Consider the following 26,192-nt stretch of genomic DNA (forward strand, 5'->3'; position numbering starts at 1 on the left):
CCCGCCCTACATCGCCGCCACCAATGCACGAACAAGAGGTCCGTCGATGCTCACCGTGGCCGTCCAGATGGACCCGCTCGATTCGATCAATATCGCAGGCGATTCGACCTTCGCCCTGATGCTCTCGGGGCAGGCGCGCGGGCACCGCCTGTTCCATTATACCGCCGAGGACCTGAACTATTCCGACGGCCGCGTCTGGACTCGGGCGCACCCGGTGACGGTGCAGCGCGTCGTGGGCAATCATTTCAGCTTCGGCGATCCGATCAGCCTCGATCTCGGCAAGCAGGCGGATGTCGTGCTGATGCGGCAGGATCCCCCGTTCGATCTCGGATACATCACTGCCACCCACCTGCTCGAGCGAATCGCGCATGAGACTTTGGTGGTGAATGACCCGGCAAATGTGCGCAACGCGCCCGAAAAGGTCTTGGTGCTCGATTATGCGCGCTTCATGCCGCCGACCCTGGTCACGCGTTCGCTCGACGAGGCGCGCGCCTTCCTGGCCGAGCATGGCGAAATCGTCGTCAAGCCACTCCACGGCAATGGCGGCAAGGCTATCTTCAAGGTCGGCAGCGACGGCGCGAACCTGTCGGCGCTGATCGAGGTGTTCAACACCGCGTACCGCGAGCCGCACATGATCCAGGCCTTCCTCCCCGACGTGGCCAAGGGCGACAAGCGCATCGTGCTGGTCGATGGCGAAGTGGCGGGCGCGATCAACCGCGTGCCCGGCGCGGGCGAGATCCGCTCCAACCTGGCGGTCGGCGGTTCGGCCGAGAAGAGCGTGCTGACTCCCGAAGAGCAGGAAATCTGCGCTGTGCTCGGCCCCGAACTGAAGCGCCGCGGACTGCTGTTCGTCGGCATCGACGTAATCGGCGGCAAGTGGCTGACCGAGATCAACGTCACCTCGCCGACCGGCATCGTCGCGATCGAGCGCTTCGACGGCACCGACGTCGCCGGCCTGATCTGGGATGCGATCGAGGCGAAGGCGGGAAAATAACGGGACTTTTGCGCGTCCCGTTCGTCCTCTCCGCATGACTGATTTCATCGTCAACCTGACCGCCTGGGGCGGCTATTTCGGCATCTTCGTGCTGATGGTGCTCGAGAACGTCTTCCCGCCGATCCCGTCCGAGGTAATCATGGGTCTTGGCGGCATGGCGGTGGCGCGCGGCCAGATGGAGGTCATACCGCTGATCCTGACCGGTACGGCGGGCACGGTGGTCGGCAATTATTTTTGGTACGCGCTTGGCCGGCGCTTCGGCTATCTCGGCCTCAAGCCCTGGGTCGATCGCCACGGCCGCTGGCTGACCGTCGACTGGCACGATGTCGAGCGGCTGCATGCCTTCTTCAAGCGGCATGGCGACTGGATCGTCTTCGTGTTCCGCTTCATGCCTGCCTTCCGCACGATCATCTCGCTCCCCGCCGGCATGACCTGCATGCGACACTGGCGCTTCCTGCTGTGGACTGCGGCCGGCAGCAGCATCTGGAACTGCTTCCTCGTCGCCGGCGGCTATTATCTCGGCGCCAATTTCCGCGAGCTTGACCGCTTCGTGGGGCCGGCCGCGATCGCGTTCATGGCCGGGGTGGTCCTGTTCTATTTGTGGCGCGTGGTGACCTGGAAGCCGCGCGCGTGATCGAAGCGCCGCTACGCCCGTGGATGGGCGTTGCGATACACGTCGAGCAGATGCGCCGCATCGACCGCCGTATAGATCTGAGTCGAGCTCAAGCTGGCGTGGCCGAGCAGTTCCTGGAGTGCGCGCAGGTCGGCGCCGCGCCCAAGCAGATGAGTCGCGAAGCTGTGGCGCAGCGCATGCGGCGTCGTGCGTTCGGGCAGCCCAAGCCTCGTCCGCGCCGCCTGGACTGACCGGCGGATGATGCCCGGCGCCAGCGGCCCGCCCTTCGCCCCGCGAAACAGGGCCGCATCCCGCGAAATCGGCCAGGGACAGATCTCCACATAGGCCTCGATCGCGTCGCGCACCTGCGGCAGCAGTGGCACGATGCGGGTCTTGTCGCGCTTGCCGGTCACGCTCAGGGTCGCGCCCAGCGGCAGCACCGCACCGGTCAGGCCGGTCGCTTCGCCGATGCGCAGCCCGGCGCCGTAGAGCAGAAGCAGCACCGCCCAGTCGCGCGCGCCGATCCAGGGCTCGGCCGCATTCTCCTCGACATCCTCCGCCAGCGCGACCGCTTCGTCAGGCGAAACCGGGCGCGGCACGCCCTTCTTGACGCGGGGGCCTTTCAGCCGCGGGCCCGCCCCCTCCCCGCCGGCAAACACCAGGAACGCCCGCACCGCCGACAATTCCCGCGCGGCCGAGGCATTGCCCAATCCCTCACCGCGGCGCTGCGCCAGATAGGCGCGCAGGTCGGCGGCGCTGACCTTGCCCAGCGATTCGCGGTCGATCGCGCCGCCCCAGTGCGCCGAGAGAAAGTGCAGCAGCCGATTGGCCGTCGCTTCATAGGCGCGGATCGTATGCACCGATCGCCGCCGGTCGCGGCGCAGGTGATCGGCAAATTCTGGGGCAAGCGGAGTGTCCACCATCCGATGCTACGGCAGGAACCCCATCCGGGCTAGCCGCTCCGACCGATCAACCGCCATGGCGGATTTGGCCTGACGGCTGTTCCAGCAACTATATCCGGTTCGGCGTTATCGGCCGTATCGGTCAGCTATTCTTTCGTGCGATCCCAGTCCCTTGGGAATGGACAGCAAATCGATGGCGTAGCCTGGCTTTGTAAAGGCAGCACAATTCCTTTGCAGATATTTCGCGGCCGCAAGCATCCCGGGCTATGAGACGGCAGCAACCATTGGAGTTGGTAATGGACCTGGAACCAGCACGTCTGTCGAGTTCGGTGGTCCGAGACGTAGAGGCCGCGTTCCAGCCCTATGTCGATCCGGATGCGGTTACCCTCGCCCATTGCATCGGCACCATTGGCAACTTCCTTTCGGTTGAATCGAGCTCATTGCTGATCGACAAGAAGGCCGTGCTGTGCGGCCTCATCGCGACCGGCATTACGCAAATGGAGGATGCGCGCCGCACGGATTGGTCAAGCACCGCGCGGTGGATGGTGGAGTGGCTGACGCGGGGACGCGTCCTGCACCTCGAACCCCAAACCCGCATGATCAACGACTATGCCGACAAGAATGGCAAAATTGTCCTTTCCGAAGAGATGATCGCGGTCGTCCTTCCCGAGGCGATGAAGGTGGCTACCGCGACGAGGGGGCAATCTCTCATCGAGCTGCGTCACTTGCTGTTCGCGGTGCTGAAGGACCCCGGACCGGAATGGCGCGGGCTTGTCGCGCCCGAGCTTGAAACGGAGGACTTCGACACCCTTCGGCAGCATCTGCTCGATCAGATCGTAACTGGCGATCCGAATGCTGCTTGGCGGGCAACGGTGATGCCGACGAACGGGATTGTAACACCGGTCGCCCCCCCGCCAGCAAAGGCGGCGCCACGCCGGAAAAAAGCCGCGACTAAGGCGACCCCGCCACCTAAACCGGCCCCGCCCGAATCGCTCCGGACGCTTGCCGACCAGCCGGCACGGGTAGACATGCTTGGCCGCAAATCCTTTGCGCGGGTCCTCGCCGAGCGGTTGCGCGCCGCCCACGACGATGCAGCGGGCCAGCCTGACGCAGGCGCCTTCATGGCGCATATTCATGGGCCGTGGGGATTCGGCAAATCCTCCGCGCTCAACTTCCTGCGCACCGAACTCGAGCATCCGCCCAAGGGACCCGCGTGGCTGGTCGTAGAGTTCAATGCGTGGAAGCACCAGCGGCTGCGCCCGCCATGGTGGTCGCTGATCAGCGCCGTCTATACCGCCGCGCTGGGTGCGCCCAACGTCTCCGGCAATTTCCGCCTGAGGCGCATCTGGTGGGCTTGGCGGCTACGTGCCGACTGGCTGCCTATCCTGCTCGTGGCTGCCGTGATGGGCCTGCTTGCCTTCGGCGTGGTCACGAAATTCGGATCGGGCGAAACCGCGGTCAAGGTGTTGACCGCGATCGTCACCGCGGCGGCGGGCGTTTATGCCTATATGCGCTTCCTATTGTTCGGCTCAGCCAAGGCGGCCGAGGCCTATTCGGAGATCAAAACCGATCCGTATCAGCCGGTGGTGCGGCTTTATGCCAAGCTGATCGCAGCGGTCGGGCGACCGGTGGCGATCTTCATCGACGATCTCGATCGATGTGACAGTGCCTATCTCGTCGAACTGATCGAGGGCATCCAGACGCTGCTCCGCACTGAACAAGTCACCTATGTCGTCGCCGCCGACCGTAAATGGATCTGTTCAGCGTTCGAACGGAAATATGGCGATTTCTCGGGGCACATCGGCGAGTTGGGCCGGCCGCTCGGCTATCTCTTCCTCGACAAGCTGTTTCAAATCTCGGCGGCGCTTCCGGCACTCTCCGGCGATGCCCGGTCAGGCTACTGGAAGGCACTGCTCGACGGTGCGCCAATGGCGCCTGAAGGGTCGCTCTCGACCGAGGCTGCGGCGGAAAAGGTGGAGGGCAAGACCAGCATCGAGGCGCTGCAGGCAGTGATCGACAAGGCGCCGGCCGCGGAGCAACCGGCCCTCCGCGCGGCTGCGGCGGTGCAGATCACCCGGCCGGATGCGGCGCAGGCAGTCGAGCATCGGCTGCAGCGTTTCGCGCCGCTGCTCGAACCCAATCCCCGCGCGATGAAGCGGCTGGTCAATGCTGTCGGCATGGCGCAGGCGCGCTGCTTCCTCGAGGCACGCACCGTTTCGATCGACACGCTGGCGCGCTGGACCCTGATCGAACTGCGCTGGCCACTCCTTGCCGAATATCTCGCGGACAATATCGACGCGGTGGATCTGGTCAAAGCGCCGCCTGACGCCCGTGCCGCGGCGGCGTTGCCGCCGCTTGCCGCGGGGCTGATTGCTGACCGGCAGGTCTGCGCGATCGTCGCCCCCAAGGATGAGCCCGGCCTCGACGCGACGATCCTTGCCGCGATGCTGCGCTGAACCGGCGGGACTCCCTTCCTTCCAATGTCGGCAACAGCCATATGCCGAGGCATGTCTTCCCGCGCCCGCGTCCTCGTCATGAATTCAGCACTCGGCCCGCTCGATTACCGCGTCCCGCACGGGATGCAGGTCGAGCCGGGTTCGATCGTCGTCGCGCCGCTCGGTCCGCGCCAGTTGATCGGCGTGGTCTGGGAACCCGAGCATATGCCGTCGGATGCCGAAGTCGGCGACAACCGGCTGCGCAACCTGATCGGCGTGCTGCCCGCCCCACCGCTCCGCGCACCGCTGCGCCGGCTGATCGAATGGACCGCCAATTATTATCTCGCGCCACCCGCCTCGGTCGCGCGGATGGCGCTTGCCTCGACTTCGGCGCTCGAGGGCGCCCGGACCGTCACCGAATATCGCGCGACCGGCCTCGTCCCGGATCGGCTGACTCCCCAGCGCACCCAGGCGCTCGAACGGATCGGCGACCGGCAGGGCCTGATCCGCGAGCTCGCGCTGGCGGCGGACGTCTCCGATGCCGTGATCCGCGGGCTGGTGAAGACGGGAGCGCTTGAGTCGGTCGAAGTCGATATCGACAGCCCTTTCCCGGTGCCCAATCCGGAATTCGGCGTGCCGGCGCTCTCCCCCGATCAGCGCGCCGCCGCGCAGGTGCTGACCGCAAACGTCGCCGATCGCGCATTCCAGCCGACTCTGCTCGACGGCGTCACCGGATCGGGCAAGACCGAAGTCTATTTCGAAGCGGTCGCCACCGCCATCCGCGAGGGCCGGCAGACACTCGTCCTGCTGCCCGAGATCGCCCTTACCGAGCCATTCCTCACGCGCTTCGCCGCGCGCTTCGGCTGCATGCCGGTCGCCTGGCATTCGGATCTGCGCCAGTCGCAGCGCCGCCGCGCGTGGCGCGCCATCGCCAGCGGCCAGGCGCTGGTGACGGTCGGCGCGCGGTCGGCGCTGTTCCTGCCTTACGCGAATCTCGGCCTGATCGTCGTCGACGAAGCGCATGAGACCAGCTTCAAGCAGGAAGAAGGCGTGCATTATCACGCGCGCGACGTCGCGGTGATGCGCGGGAAATTCGAGCAATGCCCGGTCATCCTCGCCTCGGCGACGCCGGCGATCGAGACGCGCCAGCAGGTCGCGCTCGGCCGCTATGCCGAACTGAAGCTGCCGGGCCGATGGGGCGCGGCGGAAATGCCGGCTATCGAGGCGATCGACCTGATCGCCAATCCGCCCGAGCGCGGCCGCTGGATCGCGCCGGCGATCGTCAAGGCAATCGAGGACCGGCTCGAGCGCGGCGAACAGTCGCTGCTGTTCCTCAACCGCCGCGGCTATGCGCCGCTGACTCTGTGCCGGACCTGCGGCCACCGTTTCCAATGCCCCAATTGCACGGCCTGGATGGTCGAACACCGCCTCGTCGCCCGCCTTGCCTGCCATCATTGCGGCCATGTCGAGCCGGTACCGCGCGCCTGCCCGGAATGCGGCAATGAGGATACTTTGGTCGCGGTCGGCCCCGGGGTCGAGCGAATCGCCGATGAAGTGCGCGCTCTGTTCCCGGCGGCGAAGACCGCGATCGTCACCTCCGACACGATCTGGTCGCCCGCCAAGGCCGCCGAGTTCGTCCACCGCATGGAAGCGGGCGATATCGACATCGTCGTCGGCACGCAGCTGGTCACCAAGGGCTATCATTTCCCGAACCTCACCCTGGTCGGCGTGATCGATGCCGATCTCGGCCTGGGCGGCGGCGATCTGCGCGCATCGGAACGCACCTTCCAGCAGATCATGCAGGTTTCCGGCCGGGCCGGGCGCGGCGCCAAGCCGGGGCACGTCTATATCCAGACCCACAGCCCGGATGCCCAGGTAATGCGCGCCCTCGTCACTGGCGACGCCGACGCCTTTTACGAGGCAGAGACCGAATCCCGCCGCGAGGCCGGCGCCCCACCCTTTGGCCGCTTCGCCGGAATCGTCGTGTCGAGCGAGGACCGCGCCGCCGCGCACGAGATTGCGACGCTGATCGGCCGGACCGCCCCCCGGCTCGAGGCGATGGAGGTCTACGGCCCGGCCCCCGCGCCGCTCGCCATGCTCCGCGGACGGCACCGTTTCCGCCTGCTCGTCCACGCCCGCCGCGCGCTCGACGTGCAGGACGTGATCCGCGACTGGCTGGGCAAGCTCGACTGGCCGTCGAAGGTCCGCGTGGTCGTCGACGTCGATCCGTACAGCTTCCTGTGATCGTCAGGCCGCGCTTTTCGAACGCGGTGTGGCGCTTCACCATATTCTCTCTGTCTTATGATCCGGGTTGCTGTCAGAATCCCGGCATGTCTTCAGCCCTGCTGCGTCGCCCGATTTTCCCCGCATCGAGCGTATCTCTCGCATCGAATCGGCGCCGGGTGCCCGGGCCCTTGCTGATTCTGGCGAGCCTGTTCCTGGCGCTGCTCGCGCTCGCCGGCCCCGCGCGCGCCGACGATATCTCCGCCACCGGCCGCGGCGTCGTGCGGATCGTCACCATCGCGGTGGTGGACGACGAAGTGGTCGGCTTCGGCCATGGCAGCGGCTTCGCGGTCGCGCCCAACCGCATCGTCACCAACGCGCATGTCGTCGATCTCGCCAAGCGTTATCCCGACAATGTCGTGGTCGGCGTTGTGCCGTCGGAGGGCGCCCGGAGCTATGAGGGAAAGGTGATCGCGATCGATGCGGTCCGCGATCTGGCGCTGATCGAATTCACCGGCACGCGGCTGCCGACGGTCGCGCTCTATACCGGCCCGGTCGAAGAGGGCGCAGCCGTTACGGCGCTCGGCTATCCGGGCAATGTCGATCTCGCCACCGCGCGATCCGCTATCGACTATATCCATCCCCTGGCGCCGATCCGGTCCGAAGGCGTGTTCTCCGGCCGGCGGGCGATGTCGGGCATCGAGGTGCTGCTCCACACCGCGAGCATTGCGCGGGGCAATTCGGGCGGCCCGCTGCTCGATCCGTGCGGTCGGGTGATCGGCGTGAACTCGGCCTTCGCGCCGGGCGAGGACGGCGATGCGAGCTTCGGGTTCGCGATCGCCGATTCGGAAGTGGCGGCGTTCCTGCGCGCGGCGAAACAGGAATATCCGGCAGTCGGTACGCCCTGCATGAGCATCCTCGACCGCGTGAAGCTGGACAATGAGGCCGAGGCCAGGGCAAGCGCCGAGGCGGAGACGACCAGACGCGACACGGTGGCACGGATCGCGGCCGAGCGGGAGGCCGCGCTGGTCAGGGCGCGCGCCGATGCGCAGCGCACCCGCGAGAATATCATCGCACTCGCCGCGGTGCTGCTGGTGGCCGGCGCGCTGGCGATCGGCGGCGGCGGCCTGCTCGAGGTCCGACGGCGCCGGCGTGAGGCGATCTGGGCGGTGTCGGCCGGCGGCGTGCTGCTGATCGCGGCTGCTGCCATCTTCTTCACCCGGCCGGACGGCGAGGTCACCCTGCCTGCGGAAAGCGTGCCAACCCAGGCGCCCGCCGTGTCCTCGACGGCTGCGCTGGGCAAGATGGTGTGCACCGTGGTGCCGGAGCGAAGCCGGGTCGTATCGTCGTCGACCGAGGACCTGACGATCGACTGGGGCACGGCCGGCTGCATGAACGGGCGCACGCAATATGCCGAGAATGGCAGCAAATGGGATCGCATCCTGGTTCCGTCCGAGGACCAGACCGTATCCGTCCTGCAGTTCGATCCGGCAACGCGAATCTATTCGAACCAGCGCTATTTCCTGACTGCGGCGCAGATGGACGCACTGCGCAAAGTCAGGTCGCAGGTGACGATCAAGGCCTGCTCGCCCGACGAGGCAGGGCGCACCAATCTGATGACTCAGCAGAGCGCGATCCGCACCCTGCTGCCCGCCTATCCGAACGAGAAAATCGTCTATTCCTGCAAGTCGGCGGGCTGAGCCAGGCTCGGTTGATTGAAGTCCTCAACCCGACCGAAATTGACGGATCAGTCGGGCCAAAATTGCCCAGGCCTTTCGTATCAAGATCGCCTGGACGAAACGGCCGCGCCGATGGGCCAGAACTAGCAGCGCAACCCCGAAAGCAGTGCAGACGACAATTGCCGACAGGGAAGCCTCGGCGCCGAACGGCCCGCCGGTCAACAGGTCGGACCCGGTCATGCGCGGCACCAGCACGCCGTCCTGCCTGAATCCCGACACAGCGATCCCATAGATCCCACCCTGAGCGAAATTCCACGCGGCATGCAGCCCTATCGCGGCCCATAGCCGGCGCGTAAGCATATAGAGTGCGGCAAGCATCACCCCTGCCTCCAGCGCGATGGCCGAGCCCGCCAGCAGCGTGGCGTTGGGATTGCCCAGGTGCAGCGCGCCGAACAGTGCCGCCGACAGGATCAGCGCGATCCAGCTCCCCAGCCAGGATTCGACCAGGCGGAAGAAGATGCCGCGCAGCATGATCTCCTCGGTGACGCCGGAGGTGATCGAGATGGCGAGCGCGGGCAGCACCACGGCGACCGGGTTCTGGCCGATCACCCGGTAGCCGCCCAGGGCCGCAATCACGCACACCACGACCGAGAACAGGATCAGGCCGCCGAGAATCCCGGCGCCGAGTTCCTTCGGCCAGCCGGACAGGGAGAACTCGGCAACGGTCGGGCGCCGTTCGACGAGCCGCACGAAGGCACAATAATAGGCGACGAACACCGCCGCGACGAGGATCGCGACCAGCACCGCCAGCCAGTCGTTGCCGGCGCGTGGGATGGCGCGGCTGACCATCGTCGCGGTGACGCCAGCGCCCATCATGAACGCAATGCCGATAGCGAGCAGCACCAGCGGGAAATGCACGATGCGCCACACCAGGCTGTTCGGCGGCGTGACGGGCTTGATCGGTTCCATGCTACCCCCTCGATTCAATCGGGGAGCCTAGCTCGCATCGACGGCGGAGGCAAAACGGCTCAGGCGCGCTCGATCCGCGCGGCGAAGCAGCCCCGCTTCGCGTTGTGCGCATGCAGATAGGCAACCTGAGGATCGGCAAGGAAGCGATCGATCAGCGCCGGCAGATCGTGCCCTTCGGTCAGGTCGGCATCGGTCATCATGCCCTGAGCGTCATAAGCGCGGACCGACAATGTCCGGATCGCGAGCTGTTCGGGCACCGCATTTTCGAACCGCGCCGCAGCGGTCGCCCCGACCCGCACGAAGATCGCATGTCGCTGGCGATAGGGCGAGGCGACGGACAGATGCTCGTAATTGAGCAACAGCACCTGCTCGCCCGGCACGGCGTCTTCAAGCGAGATTCGGCAGGGAAAACCCGGTGCCGCATCGACCGGCAGACGCTTCATCCCAAGACCGGCCAGATCGGCATCATCGAAACCGTAGAGCGGCAGGAACGGCGCCGGATCGAGGCCGGTGATGGCGAAGCCGGTCACGCTACCCCCTCGCGCTTGAGCAGCACGACCTTGCGGTCGAGACCATAGGCATAGCCGCCGGGCGTACCGTCGCTGCGCTGGGCGCGGTGACATGGGATGACCACCGCGACCTGGTTCTGGCCGCAGGCCGTGCCGGCCGCCCGTACCGCCTTCGGATTGCCGGCGATCGCCGCTAGCTCGCTATAACTACGCGTCTCGCCCGCCGGGATCGCGCGGAGCGCCTGCCACACGGCCTCCTGGAAAGCAGTGCCCTGCACATCGAGCGGCAGATCCTGGTCGCGTTCGGGCGATTCGACGCTCGCCACTACGCGCGCGGCGAGATCGGCCAGCGCTGCACCGCCCGGCACGATCTCGGCTTTGGGAAAACGTTGCTTCAGCGCTGCCTCGCTTTCGTCGAACGAGACGCGGCACAGGCCCTTGTCGGTCGCGGCGACCAGCATCGGCCCAAGGCTGGTATCGGCGATGGTCCAGCGGATCGTCACGCCGGCGCCGCCTTTGCGCCACGCGCTCGGCGACATGCCGAGCCGCTTTGCCCCGCCTTCGTAGAATCGGCTCGGCGCCGAATAGCCTGCTTCATAGATTGCCTGGGTGACGCTGTTCTCCTCGATCAGCGCCTTGGCCGCGCGCTGGGCGCGCAGGCCGCGGGCATAGGCGGCTGGCGTCACCCCGGTCGCGCGCTTGAACAGCCGGTGGAAATGATGCGCCGCATAGCCGACCTGCGCAGCCAGCTCCTCCAGCCCGATGCCGTCCTCACTTGCTTCAATCAGCGAGACTGCCTCCGCGACCGCGATCCGGTCGCGCCCGACCTCGTCGGGCTTGCAGCGCAGGCAGGCACGGAACCCCGCCGCGCGCGCTTCGGCGCCGTCGCGATAGAAGAGCACATTCTCGCGCTTCGGGTGGCGGGCCGGGCAGCTCGGCTTGCAATAGATGCGGGTCGAGGTGACTGCCCCGACGAAGCGCCCGTCAAAAGCCCGGTCGCGCCGCTCGAAAGCGGCCCAGGCCGTATCGGTGTCGATGATGTGCTGTGTCATGCCATCGATATACGCGTTGCCGCTGCCCGCCACATCCCGACACTTGCGTTCAAAGCGAAGGCCGGTCTTGCATCCCGCCGCGATGGAGCCACGCGATAATCCGCGCCTGCGATATCGGGAGATAGGCGAGGTCGTGCCCCACCCCCGGTGATGATCTCCAGTCTCGCTGATGGCAGGCGCGAGGCGAGCGCCCGGCTGTTGCCGAGTCCACGACCGAAGCCGCCGTTCCGTGCAGCAACAGGATCGGCCGGCGAGATGCTTGCGCGCCGCTGTCTCGGTCGCAACCTCCGAGCCCAGCGAATTGCCGATGGCGACGATTCTGTTCGTGGGGACGCCCTTGGCAACAAGCCATGCCATGAAAGAAGATCAGCGTCGCCGGGCCTGCTCTCGAACTGGGCTTTCCGGATTCGTCGATTCAACACGCGGCGATCGGCTGCTAACCGGCGAACGTGGCCACCTCTTCTTTATCCGTCTCCTGCAAGGATGCATTGCGCCGCATCGAATGGCTGCCATCCTGCGCGCTGCGGGCGGCTTTCATGACAGGTCTGTCACGGACTCGGGTTGCATCCCGTGCAACCCGATGCTAACCGCGCGGCGACCCATCAGGGGGGCCGATTCCGGCCTCCCTTTTCGTATGGGTCGCAAACCGTTCCAAACGAGGATTTCGATCGCGTGGAGACATCCGGCGGTATTCAAGCAAGCTTAAGCGGACGCTACGCGACCGCGCTCTTCGAGCTTGCCCGCGATTCTAAAACGATCGACAAGGTCGAGGCCAGCCTCGCCACTGTCCGTGCTGCGCTCGAGCAATCGCCCGAGTTCGCGCGACTGGTCGGCAGCCCGCTGGTCTCGCGCCAGGACGCAGCGAAGGCCGTAGCGGCAATCGCGACGCCGATGGGGATCGACGGCACAACCCGGAATTTCCTGGGTGTGCTGGCCGACAACCGTCGCCTGTCGCAACTGCCCGCGATCATCCGCGCGTTCCGTGCACTCGCCGCAAACCATCGCGGCGAGACCACGGCCGAGGTGACGTCCGCACATCCGCTTTCCCCCGACCAGGTCGATGCGCTGAAGGCTCAGCTGCGCACCCGGATCGGCCGTGACGTTGCCGTCGACCTCTCGGTCGACCCCGCCCTGCTTGGCGGGCTGGTCGTCAAGATCGGTTCGCAGATGATCGATTCCTCGATCAAGACTCGTCTCAATACTCTCGCGCACGCGATGAAAGGCTGAAAATGGATATCCGCGCCGCTGAAATCTCGAAGGTCATCAAGGACCAGATCGCCTCCTTCGGCACCGAGGCAGAGGTCTCCGAAACCGGCCAGGTGCTGTCGGTCGGCGACGGCATCGCGCGCATCCACGGGCTCGACAACGTCCAGGCGGGCGAGATGGTCGAATTCTCGAACGGCGTGCAGGGCATGGCGCTCAACCTCGAGGCCGACAATGTCGGCGTCGTGATCTTCGGCTCCGACGCCGAGATCAAGGAAGGCGACGTCGTCAAGCGGACCGGCACGATCGTCGACGTGCCGATCGGCAAGGGCCTGCTCGGCCGCGTGGTCGACGGCCTCGGCAATCCGATCGACGGCAAGGGCCCGATCGTCACCGATCAGCGCAGCCGCGTCGAAGTGAAGGCGCCGGGCATCATCCCGCGCACCTCGGTGCATGAGCCCGTCCAGACCGGTCTGAAGGCGATCGACGCCCTCGTCCCCGTCGGCCGCGGCCAGCGCGAGCTGATCATCGGCGATCGCCAGACCGGCAAGTCGGCCGTCGCGATCGACACCTTCATCAACCAGAAGACGGCAAATGCCGGCGACGACGAATCGAAGAAGCTCTATTGCATCTATGTCGCGGTCGGCCAGAAGCGCTCGACCGTGGCGCAGCTCGTCCGCACGCTGACCGAGAATGGCGCGATGGAGTATTCCATCGTCGTCGCCGCAACCGCGTCCGACCCGGCCCCGCTGCAGTTCCTCGCGCCCTACACCGGCACCGCGATGGGCGAGTATTTCCGTGACAACGGCATGCACGCGCTGATCGTGTTCGACGATCTGTCGAAGCAGGCCGTCGCCTACCGCCAGATGTCGCTGCTGCTGCGCCGCCCGCCGGGCCGCGAAGCCTATCCCGGCGACGTGTTCTATCTCCACTCGCGCCTGCTCGAGCGCGCCGCGAAGATGAACAAGGACAATGGCTCGGGCTCGCTGACCGCGCTGCCGATCATCGAGACTCAGGCCGGCGACGTGTCCGCGTACATCCCGACCAACGTGATCTCGATCACCGATGGCCAGATCTTCCTTGAAACCGACCTGTTCTTCGCGGGCATCCGCCCGGCGATCAACGTCGGCCTCTCGGTCAGCCGCGTCGGCTCGGCCGCGCAGACCAAGGCGATGAAGAAGGTGTCGGGCTCGATCAAGCTCGAGCTCGCCCAGTATCGCGAGATGGCAGCGTTCGCTCAGTTCGGCTCGGATCTCGACGCTTCGACCCAGAAGCTGCTGAACCGCGGCGCCCGCCTGACCGAGCTGCTCAAGCAGCCGCAGTTCAGCCCGCTGCCGTTCGAGGAGCAGACGGCCTCCATCTTCGCCGGCACCCAGGGTTATCTGGATGCCGTCGCGGTGCAGGACGTCGTCCGTTACGAAGCCGCGATGCTTGCCGATCTCCGCGCAAACCATGCCGATGTGCTGGGCCTGATCCGCGACACCAAGGATCTGGGCGACGAAGCCAAGGGCAAGCTCGTGGCTGCGCTCGACGCTTTCGCCAAGACGTTCGCCTAATCACTAACTTGTGTCCCCGCGCAGGCGGGGACCCAGTCTGGGCTTCCGCCCTAGCGGGAGCACAAGAAGGACCAAGATGGCATCTCTGAAGGCCCTCAAGATCCGCATCGGCTCGGTGAAGTCGACGCAGAAGATCACCAAGGCGATGAAGATGGTCGCCGCCGCGAAGCTGCGCCGTGCGCAGGAAGCGGCCGTCGCCGGCCGCCCCTATGCCGAGCGGCTTGAAAAGGTGATGGCGAGCCTCGCTGCCAAGGTGAGCGTCAGCGAATCCTCGCCGAAGCTGCTCGCCGGCACTGGCAAGGACCAGGTTCACTTGCTGATCGTCGCGACCTCCGAGCGTGGCCTGGCCGGTGCGTTCAACACCAACATCGTCCGCGCAGCGCGCCGCAAGGCCGAAGAGCTGATCGCCGAGGGCAAGACGGTCAAGATCTACATCGCCGGCAAGAAGGGTCGCGTGCTGAAGCGCTTCTATCCCAAGCTGGTCGTCGCCGATCACGAGATGGGCCATATCAAGCGCGTCGCGTTCTCCGATGCCCGCGCGGTGGCCGATGACGTGATCGCACGCTTCGAGGCGGGCGAGTTCGATGTCGCGCATCTCTTCTACGCCCGCTTCCAGTCGGCGCTGGTACAGGAGCCGATCGGCCGCCAGATCATCCCCGTCGCGATCGACCTAAACGCCGCTCCCGTCGATGATGGCGGCGCTGCGGTCGAATATGAGCCGGACGAGGAATCGATCCTGGCCGACCTGCTGCCGCGCAACGTCGCGATCCAGGTGTTCCGTGCGCTGCTGGAGAATGCCGCGTCGGAGCAGGGCAGCCGCATGACCGCCATGGACAATGCCACGCGCAACGCCGGCGACATGATCAACAAGCTGACGATCCAGTATAACCGCACCCGCCAGGCCGCGATCACCACGGAACTGGTCGAAATCATCTCTGGCGCCGAAGCGCTGTAAGCAGTCCGAAGCAAGGAAAGAACGATGGCAACCGCAGCCCCGACCACCGAGAAGCCTGCCCGCAAGCCGCGCGCGCCCAAGGAAGCCGCTCCCGAGACGACCGCGACCGTCGCGACGACCAACAATGTCGGCCGCATCAGCCAGGTCATCGGCGCCGTCGTCGACGTCGCTTTCCCGCAGGGCAGCCTGCCGGCGATCCTCTCGGCGCTCGAAACCGACAATAACGGCAACCGCCTCGTGCTCGAGGTTGCGCAGCATCTCGGCGAGAACACGGTCCGCACCATCGCGATGGACGCGACCGAGGGCCTGACCCGCGGCCAGACCGTCACCGACACCGGCTCGCAGATTCGCGTGCCGGTTGGCCCGAAGACGCTCGGCCGCATCCTCAACGTCATCGGCGAGCCGATCGACGAGCGTGGCCCGGTCGGCCATACCGAAACCGCCCCGATCCATGCCTCGGCGCCTTTGTTCGTCGACCAGTCGACCGAGAGCGCCATTCTGGTCACCGGCATCAAGGTCATCGATCTGCTCGCGCCTTATGCGAAGGGCGGCAAGATCGGCCTGTTCGGCGGCGCCGGCGTGGGCAAGACCGTGCTCATCCAGGAACTGATCAACAACATCGCCAAGGGCCATGGCGGCACCTCGGTGTTCGCCGGCGTCGGCGAGCGTACCCGTGAGGGCAACGATCTCTACCACGAGTTCCTTGACGCGGGCGTCATCGCCAAGGATGCCGACGGCAATCCGCAGTCCGAGGGTTCGAAGGTTGCGCTGGTCTATGGCCAGATGAACGAGCCGCCGGGCGCCCGCGCCCGCGTCGCGCTGTCTGGCCTGACGATCGCCGAATATTTCCGCGACGTCGAAGGCCAGGACGTGCTGTTCTTCGTCGACAACATCTTCCGCTTTACCCAGGCGGGTTCGGAAGTGTCGGCGCTGCTCGGCCGCATTCCTTCGGCCGTGGGCTATCAGCCGACCCTGTCGACCGACATGGGCGCGCTGCAGGAACGCATCACCTCGACCAACAAGGGCTCGATCACCTCGGTGCAGGCGATCTACGTGCCGGCCGACGATCTTACCGATCCGGCGCCGGCCACGTCCTTCGCTCACTTGGACGCAACGACGGTGCTCAACCGCGCGATCTCGGAGCTGGGCATCTACCCGGCGGTCGATCCGCTTGACTCCACCTCGCGCGTGCTCGAGCCGCGCGTCGTCGGCCAGGAGCATTACGAGACGGCCCGTGCGGTCCAGTCGACCCTGCAGAAGTACAAGTCGCTGCAGGACATCATCGCCATTCTCGGCATGGACGAGCTTTCGGAAGACGATCGTCTCACCGTGTCGCGCGCGCGCAAGATCCAGCGCTTCCTGTCACAGCCGTTCCACGTGGCCGAGGTCTTCACCGGCATCCCGGGCAAGTTCGTGCAGCTCGAGGATACCGTGAAGAGCTTCAAGGCAGTGGTCGAAGGTGAATATGATCACCTGCCCGAGAGCGCTTTCTACATGGTCGGCGGCATCGAAGAAGCGATCGCCAAGGCCGAGAAGATGGCGCAGGACGCGTAACGTTCTCGTCCCCTCCCGCTTGCGGGAGGGGACCGAGGGGTGGGCGCCCGGCCTGAACTAGACGCAACATCGGGGGAGAGCGCGAGCCCACCCCCAGCCCCTCCCGCAAGCGGGAGGGGAGTGAGGAATGGAAATGCTGCACTTCGAACTCGTCACTCCCGAAAAGCTCGTCCGGTCGGAGGAGGTCTATATGGTCGTCGTCCCTGGCAGCGAGGGCGATTTCGGCGTGCTCGAAGGCCACGCGCCGGTGATGTCCACGATCCGCGACGGCGCGCTGTCGATCTACCGCACCGAAAAGGGCGAGCCCGAGACGATCGCGATCGAGGGCGGCTTTGCCGAAGTCAGCTCGGCCGGCCTGACCGTGCTCGCCGAACGCGCCGAGTAATTAGCGCATTGCGCTGAAGCGCCAGCGCATCGGCTTGCTGCCGTCGAGCAGCGAAATCTCCGCATTCAACATTGCGCCCTCCCGCCAATAGCGGATGCGCTGCGGGTAATCATGCGCCGGATTGGCGAACACCGCCTCGGTCGCACTGCGCGAGACGAGCGCGAACGGAACGCGCGTCCCGCCGTTCGGCGAAGCCCAAAAGGTCAGCCTGCCCGACGCATCCGGCAGAATCTGCGCGGCTTCCCACGAGCTGAGCGTCGCCCCTTCCCCGACGCGGCTTGCGCCAAGCATCGTGCCGGCGCGCGGTGCCGTCCAGCACTCCTCGGCCCATTTCTGGCCGCTCTGTTCGATCCAGCAGCCGGCCATCCAGTCGGGTGGGCCCTCGGCCTCAACCAAAGCTTGGGCAGAGCCGACGCCTGCCGATAAGGCCAGCACGGCAATCAACATCGTGGCCAGGCGCATGGTGTCCTCCTCGCTGCAACCGCCGGAGAATAGCAGGCTATCGCGACCCCGTCCGCCGCGATCGGATCCGCGATCCTTGGTTAGTCAATTATCAAGCCTTCGCCACTAGTTCCGTGCGGGAGCATGAGGACCTGCCACTATGAGTGCATTTGGACGTCGCCCCGGAGTGGCCAACGGACCCGGAGCTCGGGCTGCGTTCGGCGTGGCCCGCCCGATGCAGGGAAGCGGAGCGAAGAAGCGCGAGGCGGGCGGCGGCGAGCAGTTTCCCCCGCTGACCGATCTGCCGCTGCCGCGCGAAGCGGAAGCGTCGGGCGGCAACAATCAGGACGATGCCCTGGCCCGGCTCGCCGATCGGCAGAATGCGTCGGGCGAGGCCGGCGCCAGCAAGGCAGAGGGGTTCGAGGCCTCGGTCCACAAGATCAAGGAGCAAGTCTTGCCGCGCCTGCTCGAGCGCGTCGATCCTGAAGCAGCGGCGACGCTCAACAAGGACGAACTGGCCGAGGAATTCCGCCCAATCATCGGCGAAGTGCTCGCCGAGCTGAAGCTGACGCTCAACCGCCGCGAACAGTTCGCGCTGGAAAAAGTGCTGGTCGACGAGCTGCTCGGGCTCGGGCCGCTCGAGGAACTGCTGGCCGATCCGAACATCTCGGACATTATGGTCAATGGCCCCGAACAGACCTTCGTCGAGCGCAAGGGCAAGCTGGAGCTGGCGCATATCCAGTTCCGCGACGAGGAGCATCTGTTCCAGATCGCGCAGCGCATCTGCAACTCGGTCGGCCGCCGCGTCGACCAGACCACGCCGCTCGCCGACGCCCGCCTCAAGGACGGTTCCCGCGTCAACGTGATCGTGCCGCCGCTGAGCTTGCGCGGGACCGCCATCTCGATTCGTAAATTCTCCGCCAAGCCGATCACGCTCGACATGATGGCCGGCTTCGGCTCGATGAGTCCGAAAATGGCGACCGCCCTGAAGATCGCGGGCGCCTGCCGGTTCAACGTCGTGATCTCCGGCGGTACCGGTTCCGGTAAGACCACTATGCTCAACGCCCTGTCGAAGATGATCGACCCGGGCGAGCGCGTGCTGACGATCGAGGACGCGGCCGAACTTCGCTTGCAGCAACCGCATTGGCTGCCGCTCGAAACGCGGCCGGCCAATCTCGAAGGCCAGGGCGAGATCAGCATTCGCGATCTCGTCAAGAACGCCCTGCGTATGCGACCGGATCGCATCATCCTCGGCGAAATTCGCGGCAGCGAGTGTTTCGACATGCTCGCCGCCATGAACACCGGCCATGATGGCTCGATGTGCACGCTCCACGCCAACTCCCCGCGCGAGGCGCTCGCCCGTATGGAGAACATGGTGATGATGTCGGACATCAAGGTGCCGAAGGAAGCGATCAGCCGCCAGATCGCCGACTCGGTCGAGATGATCATCCAGGTGAAGCGCCTGCGCGATGGTTCGCGCCGCGTGACCAACGTGACCGAGGTGATCGGCATGGAGGGCCCGGTGATCGTCACCCAGGAGCTGTTCAAGTTCGAATATCTCGACGAGAGCGCCGACGGAAAGATTATCGGCGAGTACCGCTCGATGGGCCTGCGCCCCTACACGCTGGAAAAGGCGCGGCAGTTCGGCTTCGATCAGGCCTATCTCGAGGCGTGCCTGTAACTCTTCTCCAAGGTGGGAGAAGGATGTGAAGGCGCAACGCCTCGCAAGGATGATCGCCGCCGGGTTGCGATGCCTCGTCGCAGGCGTGTTCCTCCTCGCCGCGCCGGCGTTCGCCGGGGAACCGGTCTTCACCCTCGCCTCGGACAGCGAGGCGCGGTGGGTGGGATTCGAGCTGACACCGCACAACCAGATCCGCTTCACGCTTGAGCTCGACGGCGTGCCGATACCAGCGATCCTCGATACCGCCGTGAGCAATTCTGCGATCTCGCGTGATCAGGCGGCGCGGATGAAGCTGAAGACGCGCGGCGAAGGCAGCGCGGCGGCAATCGGTGGCACGCTGGGGATCGAATGGGCCGCGGCTCGTTCGATCGCGTTCGGCGGGCTGCGCCGCACCGGCGGCACCCTCGCGGTGATCGACGTCTCCGCGGCGGCGACTGGCCGGGACGCGGCGGCGGCGATGCTGGTCGGTGCCGATCTCGTGGCCGGCTACGCCCTGGAGATAGACTATCCGGCGCGGCGCTTTCGGCTCCTGCAATCGGGGCGGATGCCGTTCACCGGCGCGCGCGCTCCGCTGCGGATCGGGACCGGCCGGCGCTTCTACCTCACCGATATGGAACTGGATGGGCGGCACGTACGCCCGATGATGATCGATACCGGGGACGGGGGCGCCGTCACAATAGGGGGTGAGGCATGGGTGCCGCGAGGTACCACGGCACGCCTCACCTCGACCATGAGCCATGGGCTGGCGGGCCCGGCCGTCGCTGACCTGACCGTGCTGCGCGAGGTGACGCTCGGTACGCTGGCCGCGCGCGATGTCGAGCTCAGCATCGAGCGGGCGGACGGCTATTCCCGGCGGATCGGCGTGGCGGGCCGGATCGGATCTGGGTTCCTGCGGCACTATCGCGTCCTGCTCGATCCCACCGCCGGCCAGATGCTCCTGAGCCCCGGCCCGGACGCGGATGCGCCACCGGTGCGCTCGACCAGTGGATTGCTCGTCGAGCGGCAGGCCGACGCGCTGGTCGTGCTGCATGTGATGAAAGGCGGGCCCGCCGATTCGGCGGGATGGCGCGCAGGCGAGCGCATCTGTTCGGTCGACGGCGTAACGCCGCCCGGCGGCGACTGGCCGGCCGGGACGCCGGGTCGAACGGTCGCGCTCGGCCTGTGCGGCGGCGAGACCCGCGCGTTGACGCTTGCCGCCTTCTACTGAGCCTCAGCTGTTCAGCGCGACGCAGACCAGGATCGCGGTGGCGACCAGCGCCAGCACCTGGATCGTTGGCCAATCGACAAGCCCGATCGAATCCAGATTCGCGCGCCGCTTGCGGCGCCACTCGCCGATTCCGGCGTAGAGCGCGAGCGCAAGCGTTGCGCCCGCGCCGATCAGGGGAACCGCGGGCATCCGGCTTAGCTGCCGAGTTTCTCGATCTTCTCGTGGAGCCGGCTGAGCTCGGCCTTGAGCGTCGCGATCTCTTCGTCCTTGCTGGCCGCTGGCGTTTCGCCTGGCTTCGCCGTCCCCGGCGCCGCGGTGCCGGGCTTGAACGCCTGCGTGGCAGCTTCGAACATCGCCATGTTGCGCTTGGCGATCTCGGCGAAGGGCGAATTGGCGAAGGCGCCCTCGACTGCCGATTTGAATTGTTCGTGGTTGCGGCGGAAGCTGTCCATCGACGCCTCGAGATAGCCGGGCACCATCTGCTGCATCGAATCGCCGTACATCGCGATGAGCTGGCGCAGGAAGTTCACCGGGAGCATGGTCTGCCCGCGCGATTCTTCCTCCATGATGATCTGGGTAAGGATATTATGGGTGATATCCTCTTCGCTCTTGGCGTCGACGACCTTGAAGTCGCGGCCTTCGCGCGTCATCGCAGCGAGGTGCTCGAGCGTGATGTAGGATGAGGTCTCGGTGTTATAGAGACGACGGTTCGCGTATTTCTTGATGATGACCGGGCCGTCGCCCGTATTCTGCTTCTTCATGAAGAAGGCTCCCGACCCCTGTGTTTGATCCATCTGTATCACCCTTTCATACCGCATCGCAACACGGGCCGCGTCCGCTTCCGCTGTTCCTCGACATGCTGCGCAACGAGACCGCAGCATCGCCCGAACGACGGGCGGCGGCGCTGGCCGGGTTGCGCGCTTATCAGGATGCGAAACGCGGGCCGGCCCGCCGGCCGGCACCGGCCCGGTTCCGCAAAGGGCGCGTCCGCCTGCGCGATTACGGCACCAGGGGAAGCACCGCGCGTGCGGTGATCGTCGTGCCTTCACTGATCAATCCACCCTTCATCCTGGATCTGCTGCCCGAGATTTCGTTGCTGAGATGGCTTGCCGATCAGGGGTTTAGGCCCTTCCTGCTTGACTGGGGCAACCCCACGCCAGCGGAGCGCGATCTGGATGTGACGGCGCACGTCGAACGCTTGTTGCTGCCGCTTATCGCCAAGTTCGATGAACCCCCGGTGCTGGCCGGCTATTGCCTGGGGGGCACGATCGCGCTGGCCGCCGCCTGCGCGGTTCCGGTCGCCGGGCTCGCGATGATTGCGGCGCCGTGGCACTTCTCCGGCTTCGGCAATACGGCGCGCGCCGATATCGCCGAGCTTTGGCGCGCCGCACAACCGGCCTGCGAACGCATGGGGCTGGTGCCGATGGAGGTGCTCCAGGCCGGATTCTGGCGACTCGACCCGGCGCGCACCGTGGCCAAATACGAAGCCTTCGCCGGGATGGAGCCGGGCAGTGCCGCAGCGCGATCCTTCATCGCGATGGAGGATTGGGCGAATGCCGGCGCGCCCCTGCCCTATGCCGCCGGCCGGCAGATGTTCGACGACTTCATCGACGCTGACTTGCCCGGCACCGGCCGCTGGCGCGTCGGCGGTGCGATCGCCGATCCGGCCAGACTTTCCTGCCCCTCGATCGACTTCGTCTCGATGACCGACCGCATCGTGCCGGCCCGGAGCGCGGCCGACCTGCCCGACCGGCGCGATCTTGGCGCAGGCCATGTCGGCATGATCGTCGGGCGGGGTGCACGGTCGCAATTATGGGACCCGTTGGCGGACTGGCTAAGCGCGATCCCCGGCACTAGATAGCCCCCAAATCTTTCTCCAACGGGAGTTCCCGATTCATGCAGGACATCGTCATCACCGCCGCCAAGCGCACGCCCGTGGGCAGCTTTCTCGGCGCCTTCGGCTCAACGCCGGCGCATGAGCTGGGGCGCATCGCGATCGAGGCGGCGCTGGCCCAGGCCGGCGTGTCGGGTGAGGAAGTGTCCGAAGTGATTCTCGGCCAGGTGCTGACAGCGGCGCAGGGCCAGAACCCGGCGCGCCAGGCGTCGATGGCGGCGGGCGTGCCCAAGGAGATTCCGGCCTGGGGCGTCAACCAGGTATGCGGCTCGGGCCTGCGCGCGGTGGCGCTGGCGGCACAGGCCGTCGCCACCGGTGATTCGCGCATCGTCGTCGCGGGCGGGCAGGAATCCATGTCGCTCTCCACCCATGCGCAGAATCTGCGCGGCGGCACCAAGATGGGCAATCTCTCGCTGGTCGACACGATGATCAGCGACGGGCTGACCGACGCCTTCAACAATTATCACATGGGTATCACTGCCGAGAATCTGGCGGAGCAATATCAGATTACGCGCGGCCAGCAGGACGAGTTCTCGGTCCGCTCGCAGAATCTCGCGGACGCCGCGCGCTCTTCGGGCCGCTTCAGGGACGAGATCGTGCCAGTGACGATCAAGGGCCGCAAGGGCGACACCGTCGTGTCCGACGACGAATATATCCGCTCGGGCGTGACGCTGGAGAGCCTTTCGGGTTTGCGGCCGGCGTTCAAGAAGGACGGCACGGTGACGGCCGCCAATGCTTCCGGCCTCAATGACGGGGCCGCGGCGCTGGTCATCATGACTCGTGCGGAAGCCGAGCAGCGCGGCGCCCCGATCCTCGCGCGGATCGCCAGCTGGGCGTCGGCCGGCGTCGATCCCTCGATCATGGGCATCGGCCCGGTGCCGGCGACTCGCCGGGCGCTGGAAAAGGCCGGCTGGACCCTTGCCGATCTCGACCTGATCGAGGCGAACGAAGCGTTCGCGGCGCAGGCGCTGTCGGTCGGCAAGGAGCTGGGCTGGGACGCCGAGAAGGTCAACGTCAATGGCGGCGCGATCGCCATCGGCCATCCCATCGGCGCAAGCGGCGCGCGCGTGCTGACCACGCTGTTGTACGAGCTCGCCCGGCGCGACGCGAAGAAGGGCCTGGCCACGCTCTGCATCGGCGGCGGTATGGGCATCGCCATGTGCGTCGAGCGGTGAAGCAATCCCCTCCCGCTTGCGGGAGGGGAGCATCGACTCAGTTGGTCCATATCCGGTCGAAGCGGTCGCCTAGGCTGGTGAGCAACTCGTATTGCGACATGCCGGATTGGGCCGCGGCCTCCGGCAGGGCATAATCGAGGGCGAGCCAGTCGCCTTCGGCCAGATCGGGCGCGGCGGTGACGTCGATCGCGATCAGATCCATCGAGACCCGGCCGAGAAGGGGCAGCACCTGCCCATCCAGCAACGCCGCACCTCTGTTCGAGAAGCCGCGGAAATAGCCGTCGGCATAGCCCATGTTGAGAACCGCAACCTCTGTGGCGACGGGCGCCGTCCAGATTGCGTTGTAGCCGATGGTCTGGCCAGCCCGCACCGTGCGGCGCTGGAGAATCTGTGCTTCCGGCGTCACGACCTGGCGAACTGCGGCCAGCTCGCCGCGCGGTACGCCACCATAGAGCGCGAGGCCCGGCCGGGTGAGATCGAAGTAGTAATCCGGGCCAAGGCCGATGCCCGCGGAATTGGCGAGACTCATCCGCTTCGCCACCGTCCTCCCCGCCAGTGCGCCGAAAGCGTCGCGCTGCCGCCCGTTCATGGCGCTATCTTCGTCGGCGCAGGCGAGGTGGCTCATCAGCGTCTCGATCGCCAGGCCCTGGAGCAACGGCAGCTCATCGACCGAGAGGCCGAGCCGGTTCATGCCGGTATCGATCATCACATCGCAGGCGCCGCCCCCCGCCGCCTTCCAGCGCGCGACCTGATGGAGCGTATTGAGCGCGGGGCGCGCGATACCGGTCAGGGCAAGCGCCATGTCCTCGTCCCGCACGCCGTGGAGCACCGTGACGGGCAAGCCCAGCGGCGCAAGGACCTCCGCTTCGGCCCATGTGGCGACGAAGAAATCGCGGCAGCCGGCGGCTGCGAGACGCTTCGCAACTTTGACTGAGCCCAGCCCGTAGCCGTCCGCCTTCACCGCGGCCCCGCAAGCGGCGGCGCCACTCAGCTGAGCGAGCGTGCGCCAATTCTGCACGAGAGCGGCGCCATCGAGGCGCAGGCGTAGCGGGGCGTTCATGCTGCGGCGGTTAGCGGCGCTTTCGCTTCTCCGCCAGACCCGTGGCTAATCAGCGCTCGCCATCCCGGGCTTGGTTTCGTGCAGGCCGACCGCCGTCACCACGAACGCCATCGCGACGACCGCGAAGGTATACCACAGGCCGGCATAGGGATCGCCCGTCCTCGCCACGATATACTGGCCGATAAAAGGCAGGAATCCGCCGAAATAGCCGGTGCCGATATGATAGGGGATCGACATCGAGCTGTAGCGGATGCGCGGCGGGAACATCTCCGACAGCAAGGCGGCGACCGGCCCGTAGGTCATGCCCGACAGCGCCCCCATGGCGAGGATGGCGAGCAAGATGATGAAAATGCTGCGGACGCTCGGCACCACCGTATCGAGGTTATAGCCCGCCTCGGCGAGCGCGGCGTCGAGGCCCGCCGGGCTGTTGTCGGCGATCGGCATCCCGCCGATCGTTACCAGCGTCACGGGCGTGTGCCGCTTGGTGTAGGCGACGCCCTTCTTCGAGAAATAGTCGAGCAGCTCCCCGCATTTATCGACCTGCTTCGTGGCGAACGGATTATAGTCGCAGGTCGGGCCGGAGACGATCACTGGAGCGCGGCGCGCGGCGCGCGACAGCTCCGGGTTGGCGGCACCGCCCATCATCCAGAAGAGCGGGAAGATCAGCACCAGAGTCATCGCATAACCGAGGATGATCGGCGTTTTGCGGCCGACCCTGTCGGACAGCCGGCCGAAGAAGATGAAGGAGAACAGGCTGAGCGTCGCGCCGAAGCCGACGATGAGCTGCGCCGTGGTGGATTCGACGCGCATCGTCGTCTGGAGGAAGGAGAGCACAGTGAAGGTCGCGGTGTACCAGATCACGGTGAGGCCGGCCGAGATGCCGAACAGGGCGACGAACAGCCGTTTCAGATTGCCGGGATAGGTGAAGCTTTCCGTGAAGGGATTCTTCGCGGTTTCACCGGCGGATTTCATCGCCTTGAACACCGGACTTTCGTTGAGCTTCAGGCGCATCCACAGCGACACGGCGAGCAGCAGCAGCGAGAACAGGAAGGGGAAGCGCCAGCCCCAGCTCTCCCAGACCGCCGTCGGCATCAGCCATTTCGAGAGCAGCACGACGATCAGGCTGAGGATGAAGCCGCCGACCACGCTCGCCTGGATGAAGCTGGTATAATAGCCGCTCTTACCCTTGCCGCTATGCTCGGCGACGTAGATCGCCGCGCCGCCATATTCGCCGCCAAGCGCCAGGCCCTGCAGGATGCGCAGGCCGATGACGATGAACGGTGCGGCCAGGCCGATCGAGGCGGCCGAAGGCACCAGCCCGACGCCCGCAGTGGCAAGGCCCATCAGGGTGATGGTGACGAGGAAGGTATATTTGCGCCCCCATTTGTCGCCGAGGAAGCCGAACAGGACGGCGCCGAGCGGACGGAAGCCGAAGCCGACCGCGAACACCGCCCAGGCGGCGAGCGTCTGGACCAGCTCATTGCCGGTGGGGAAGAAGACTCGGCCGATGATGCCCGATGCGGCGAGCGTGCCGTAGATGAAGAAATCATACCATTCGAAAATGGTGCCGAGCGAGGACGCGGTGATGACGAGCTGGATATCCTTCCGGCTCGGCTCGGGCGCGGCGCCGGGTTCCGGCGCGATGTCGGTTGCCGCAATCGTGGCCATTGTTCGGTCTCCCCTTGCAGAGAGGTGTAGCGGGATT

23 protein-coding genes are annotated in these 26,192 nt (G+C 66.2%); 14 read left to right on the plus strand and 9 right to left on the minus strand.

The genetic code is table 11. The features are described from left to right. Window positions 1-46 precede the first annotated feature (46 nt). Both gshB and U1769_RS18440 read left to right on the plus strand, forming a co-directional pair. Window positions 47-994, plus strand: coding sequence for a glutathione synthase (gene gshB / locus U1769_RS18435; RefSeq protein ID WP_332718966.1), 948 nt, complete (start codon window positions 47-49; stop codon window positions 992-994). A gap of 34 nt (window positions 995-1,028) precedes the next feature. Continuing rightward, a complete protein-coding gene (locus tag U1769_RS18440; protein WP_332718968.1) occupies window positions 1,029-1,628 on the plus strand; it encodes a DedA family protein in 600 nt (199 codons plus the stop codon). An 11-nt stretch (window positions 1,629-1,639) separates the two neighbouring features. On the opposite strand, the gene U1769_RS18445 is transcribed toward U1769_RS18440, so the two are convergent. Beyond that, window positions 1,640-2,530, minus strand: coding sequence for a tyrosine recombinase XerC (locus U1769_RS18445; RefSeq protein ID WP_332718970.1), 891 nt, complete (start codon window positions 2,528-2,530; stop codon window positions 1,640-1,642). 275 nt (window positions 2,531-2,805) lie between these two features. Here U1769_RS18445 and U1769_RS18450 point away from each other — a divergent pair, with 275 nt between their 5' ends. The 3 genes from U1769_RS18450 to U1769_RS18460 all read left to right on the plus strand — a co-directional run bounded on the left by U1769_RS18450 (window position 2,806) and on the right by U1769_RS18460 (window position 8,867). Then, window positions 2,806-4,965, plus strand: coding sequence for a KAP family P-loop NTPase fold protein (locus U1769_RS18450; RefSeq protein WP_332718972.1), 2,160 nt, complete (start codon window positions 2,806-2,808; stop codon window positions 4,963-4,965). Window positions 4,966-5,016: 51 nt separating this feature from the next. Then, the gene (locus U1769_RS18455; RefSeq protein WP_332718974.1) at window positions 5,017-7,188 is read left to right on the plus strand and encodes a primosomal protein N'; all 2,172 of its coding nucleotides are present in this window, start codon (window positions 5,017-5,019) and stop codon (window positions 7,186-7,188) included. Window positions 7,189-7,274: 86 nt separating this feature from the next. Further along, a complete protein-coding gene (locus U1769_RS18460; protein ID WP_443030406.1) occupies window positions 7,275-8,867 on the plus strand; it encodes a S1C family serine protease in 1,593 nt (530 codons plus the stop codon). 24 nt (window positions 8,868-8,891) lie between these two features. On the opposite strand, the gene U1769_RS18465 is transcribed toward U1769_RS18460, so the two are convergent. The 3 genes from U1769_RS18465 to ada are packed head-to-tail and all read right to left on the minus strand — an operon-like array spanning window position 8,892 to window position 11,376. Then, window positions 8,892-9,815, minus strand: coding sequence for a CPBP family intramembrane glutamic endopeptidase (locus U1769_RS18465; protein WP_332718979.1), 924 nt, complete (start codon window positions 9,813-9,815; stop codon window positions 8,892-8,894). A 59-nt stretch (window positions 9,816-9,874) separates the two neighbouring features. Beyond that, on the minus strand, window positions 9,875-10,345 hold the full coding sequence (locus tag U1769_RS18470; protein ID WP_332718981.1) for a DUF1203 domain-containing protein: 471 nt from the start codon (window positions 10,343-10,345) through the stop codon (window positions 9,875-9,877). Further along, entirely contained in the window at window positions 10,342-11,376 is a 1,035-nt protein-coding gene (ada, locus tag U1769_RS18475; protein ID WP_332718983.1) for a bifunctional DNA-binding transcriptional regulator/O6-methylguanine-DNA methyltransferase Ada, read from the minus strand. Before ada ends, U1769_RS18470 begins: the two co-directional genes overlap by 4 nt. A 672-nt stretch (window positions 11,377-12,048) precedes the next feature. On the opposite strand from ada, the gene U1769_RS18480 reads away from it, so the two are divergent. The 5 genes from U1769_RS18480 to U1769_RS18500 all read left to right on the plus strand — a co-directional run bounded on the left by U1769_RS18480 (window position 12,049) and on the right by U1769_RS18500 (window position 17,029). Next, window positions 12,049-12,603, plus strand: a complete 555-nt coding sequence (locus U1769_RS18480; RefSeq protein ID WP_332719826.1) for a F0F1 ATP synthase subunit delta — start codon at window positions 12,049-12,051, stop codon at window positions 12,601-12,603. A 2-nt stretch (window positions 12,604-12,605) separates the two neighbouring features. Further along, entirely contained in the window at window positions 12,606-14,135 is a 1,530-nt protein-coding gene (atpA, locus tag U1769_RS18485) for a F0F1 ATP synthase subunit alpha (protein ID WP_332718985.1), read from the plus strand. Window positions 14,136-14,211: 76 nt separating this feature from the next. Beyond that, window positions 14,212-15,090, plus strand: coding sequence for a F0F1 ATP synthase subunit gamma (locus U1769_RS18490; RefSeq protein ID WP_332718987.1), 879 nt, complete (start codon window positions 14,212-14,214; stop codon window positions 15,088-15,090). Between the two features lie 24 nt (window positions 15,091-15,114). Continuing rightward, entirely contained in the window at window positions 15,115-16,644 is a 1,530-nt protein-coding gene (gene atpD, locus U1769_RS18495) for a F0F1 ATP synthase subunit beta (protein ID WP_332718989.1), read from the plus strand. Window positions 16,645-16,777: 133 nt separating this feature from the next. Further along, entirely contained in the window at window positions 16,778-17,029 is a 252-nt protein-coding gene (locus tag U1769_RS18500) for an ATP synthase F1 subunit epsilon (RefSeq protein WP_332719829.1), read from the plus strand. On the opposite strand, the gene U1769_RS18505 is transcribed toward U1769_RS18500, so the two are convergent. After that, window positions 17,030-17,491 (minus strand): DUF6265 family protein, encoded by a 462-nt coding sequence (locus U1769_RS18505; protein WP_332718991.1) that lies wholly within the window; start codon window positions 17,489-17,491, stop codon window positions 17,030-17,032. Between the two features lie 139 nt (window positions 17,492-17,630). Between U1769_RS18505 and U1769_RS18510 the strand changes: the two genes are divergently transcribed. Then, the gene (locus U1769_RS18510; protein ID WP_332718993.1) at window positions 17,631-19,151 is read left to right on the plus strand and encodes a TadA family conjugal transfer-associated ATPase; all 1,521 of its coding nucleotides are present in this window, start codon (window positions 17,631-17,633) and stop codon (window positions 19,149-19,151) included. Between the two features lie 25 nt (window positions 19,152-19,176). After that, window positions 19,177-20,358: an aspartyl protease family protein gene (locus U1769_RS18515; protein WP_332718995.1), complete on the plus strand. Its 1,182-nt coding sequence runs from the start codon at window positions 19,177-19,179 to the stop codon at window positions 20,356-20,358. 3 nt (window positions 20,359-20,361) lie between these two features. Here U1769_RS18515 and U1769_RS18520 read toward each other — a convergent pair whose 3' ends face one another. After that, complete coding sequence (locus tag U1769_RS18520; RefSeq protein WP_332718999.1) at window positions 20,362-20,547, minus strand: hypothetical protein; 186 nt, start codon at window positions 20,545-20,547, stop codon at window positions 20,362-20,364. A gap of 5 nt (window positions 20,548-20,552) precedes the next feature. Next, a complete protein-coding gene (gene phaR, locus U1769_RS18525) occupies window positions 20,553-21,119 on the minus strand; it encodes a polyhydroxyalkanoate synthesis repressor PhaR (protein ID WP_332719001.1) in 567 nt (188 codons plus the stop codon). Window positions 21,120-21,214: 95 nt separating this feature from the next. Between phaR and U1769_RS18530 the strand changes: the two genes are divergently transcribed. Together U1769_RS18530 and U1769_RS18535 are read left to right on the plus strand one after the other, a co-directional pair. Beyond that, window positions 21,215-22,219, plus strand: coding sequence for an alpha/beta fold hydrolase (locus U1769_RS18530; RefSeq protein WP_332719003.1), 1,005 nt, complete (start codon window positions 21,215-21,217; stop codon window positions 22,217-22,219). A 35-nt stretch (window positions 22,220-22,254) separates the two neighbouring features. Then, window positions 22,255-23,427: an acetyl-CoA C-acetyltransferase gene (locus U1769_RS18535; protein ID WP_332719006.1), complete on the plus strand. Its 1,173-nt coding sequence runs from the start codon at window positions 22,255-22,257 to the stop codon at window positions 23,425-23,427. Window positions 23,428-23,464: 37 nt separating this feature from the next. Here the strand turns inward: U1769_RS18535 and alr are convergent, their stop codons facing one another. Together alr and U1769_RS18545 are read right to left on the minus strand one after the other, a co-directional pair. Then, a complete protein-coding gene (gene alr / locus U1769_RS18540; protein ID WP_332719008.1) occupies window positions 23,465-24,487 on the minus strand; it encodes an alanine racemase in 1,023 nt (340 codons plus the stop codon). Window positions 24,488-24,532: 45 nt separating this feature from the next. Next, complete coding sequence (locus U1769_RS18545; protein WP_332719011.1) at window positions 24,533-26,155, minus strand: MFS transporter; 1,623 nt, start codon at window positions 26,153-26,155, stop codon at window positions 24,533-24,535. Between the last annotated feature and the right edge of the window lie 37 nt (window positions 26,156-26,192).

Source organism: Parasphingomonas zepuensis, from assembly GCF_036663735.1.
In the GTDB taxonomy this organism is placed as follows: Bacteria; Pseudomonadota; Alphaproteobacteria; order Sphingomonadales; family Sphingomonadaceae; genus Sphingomonas.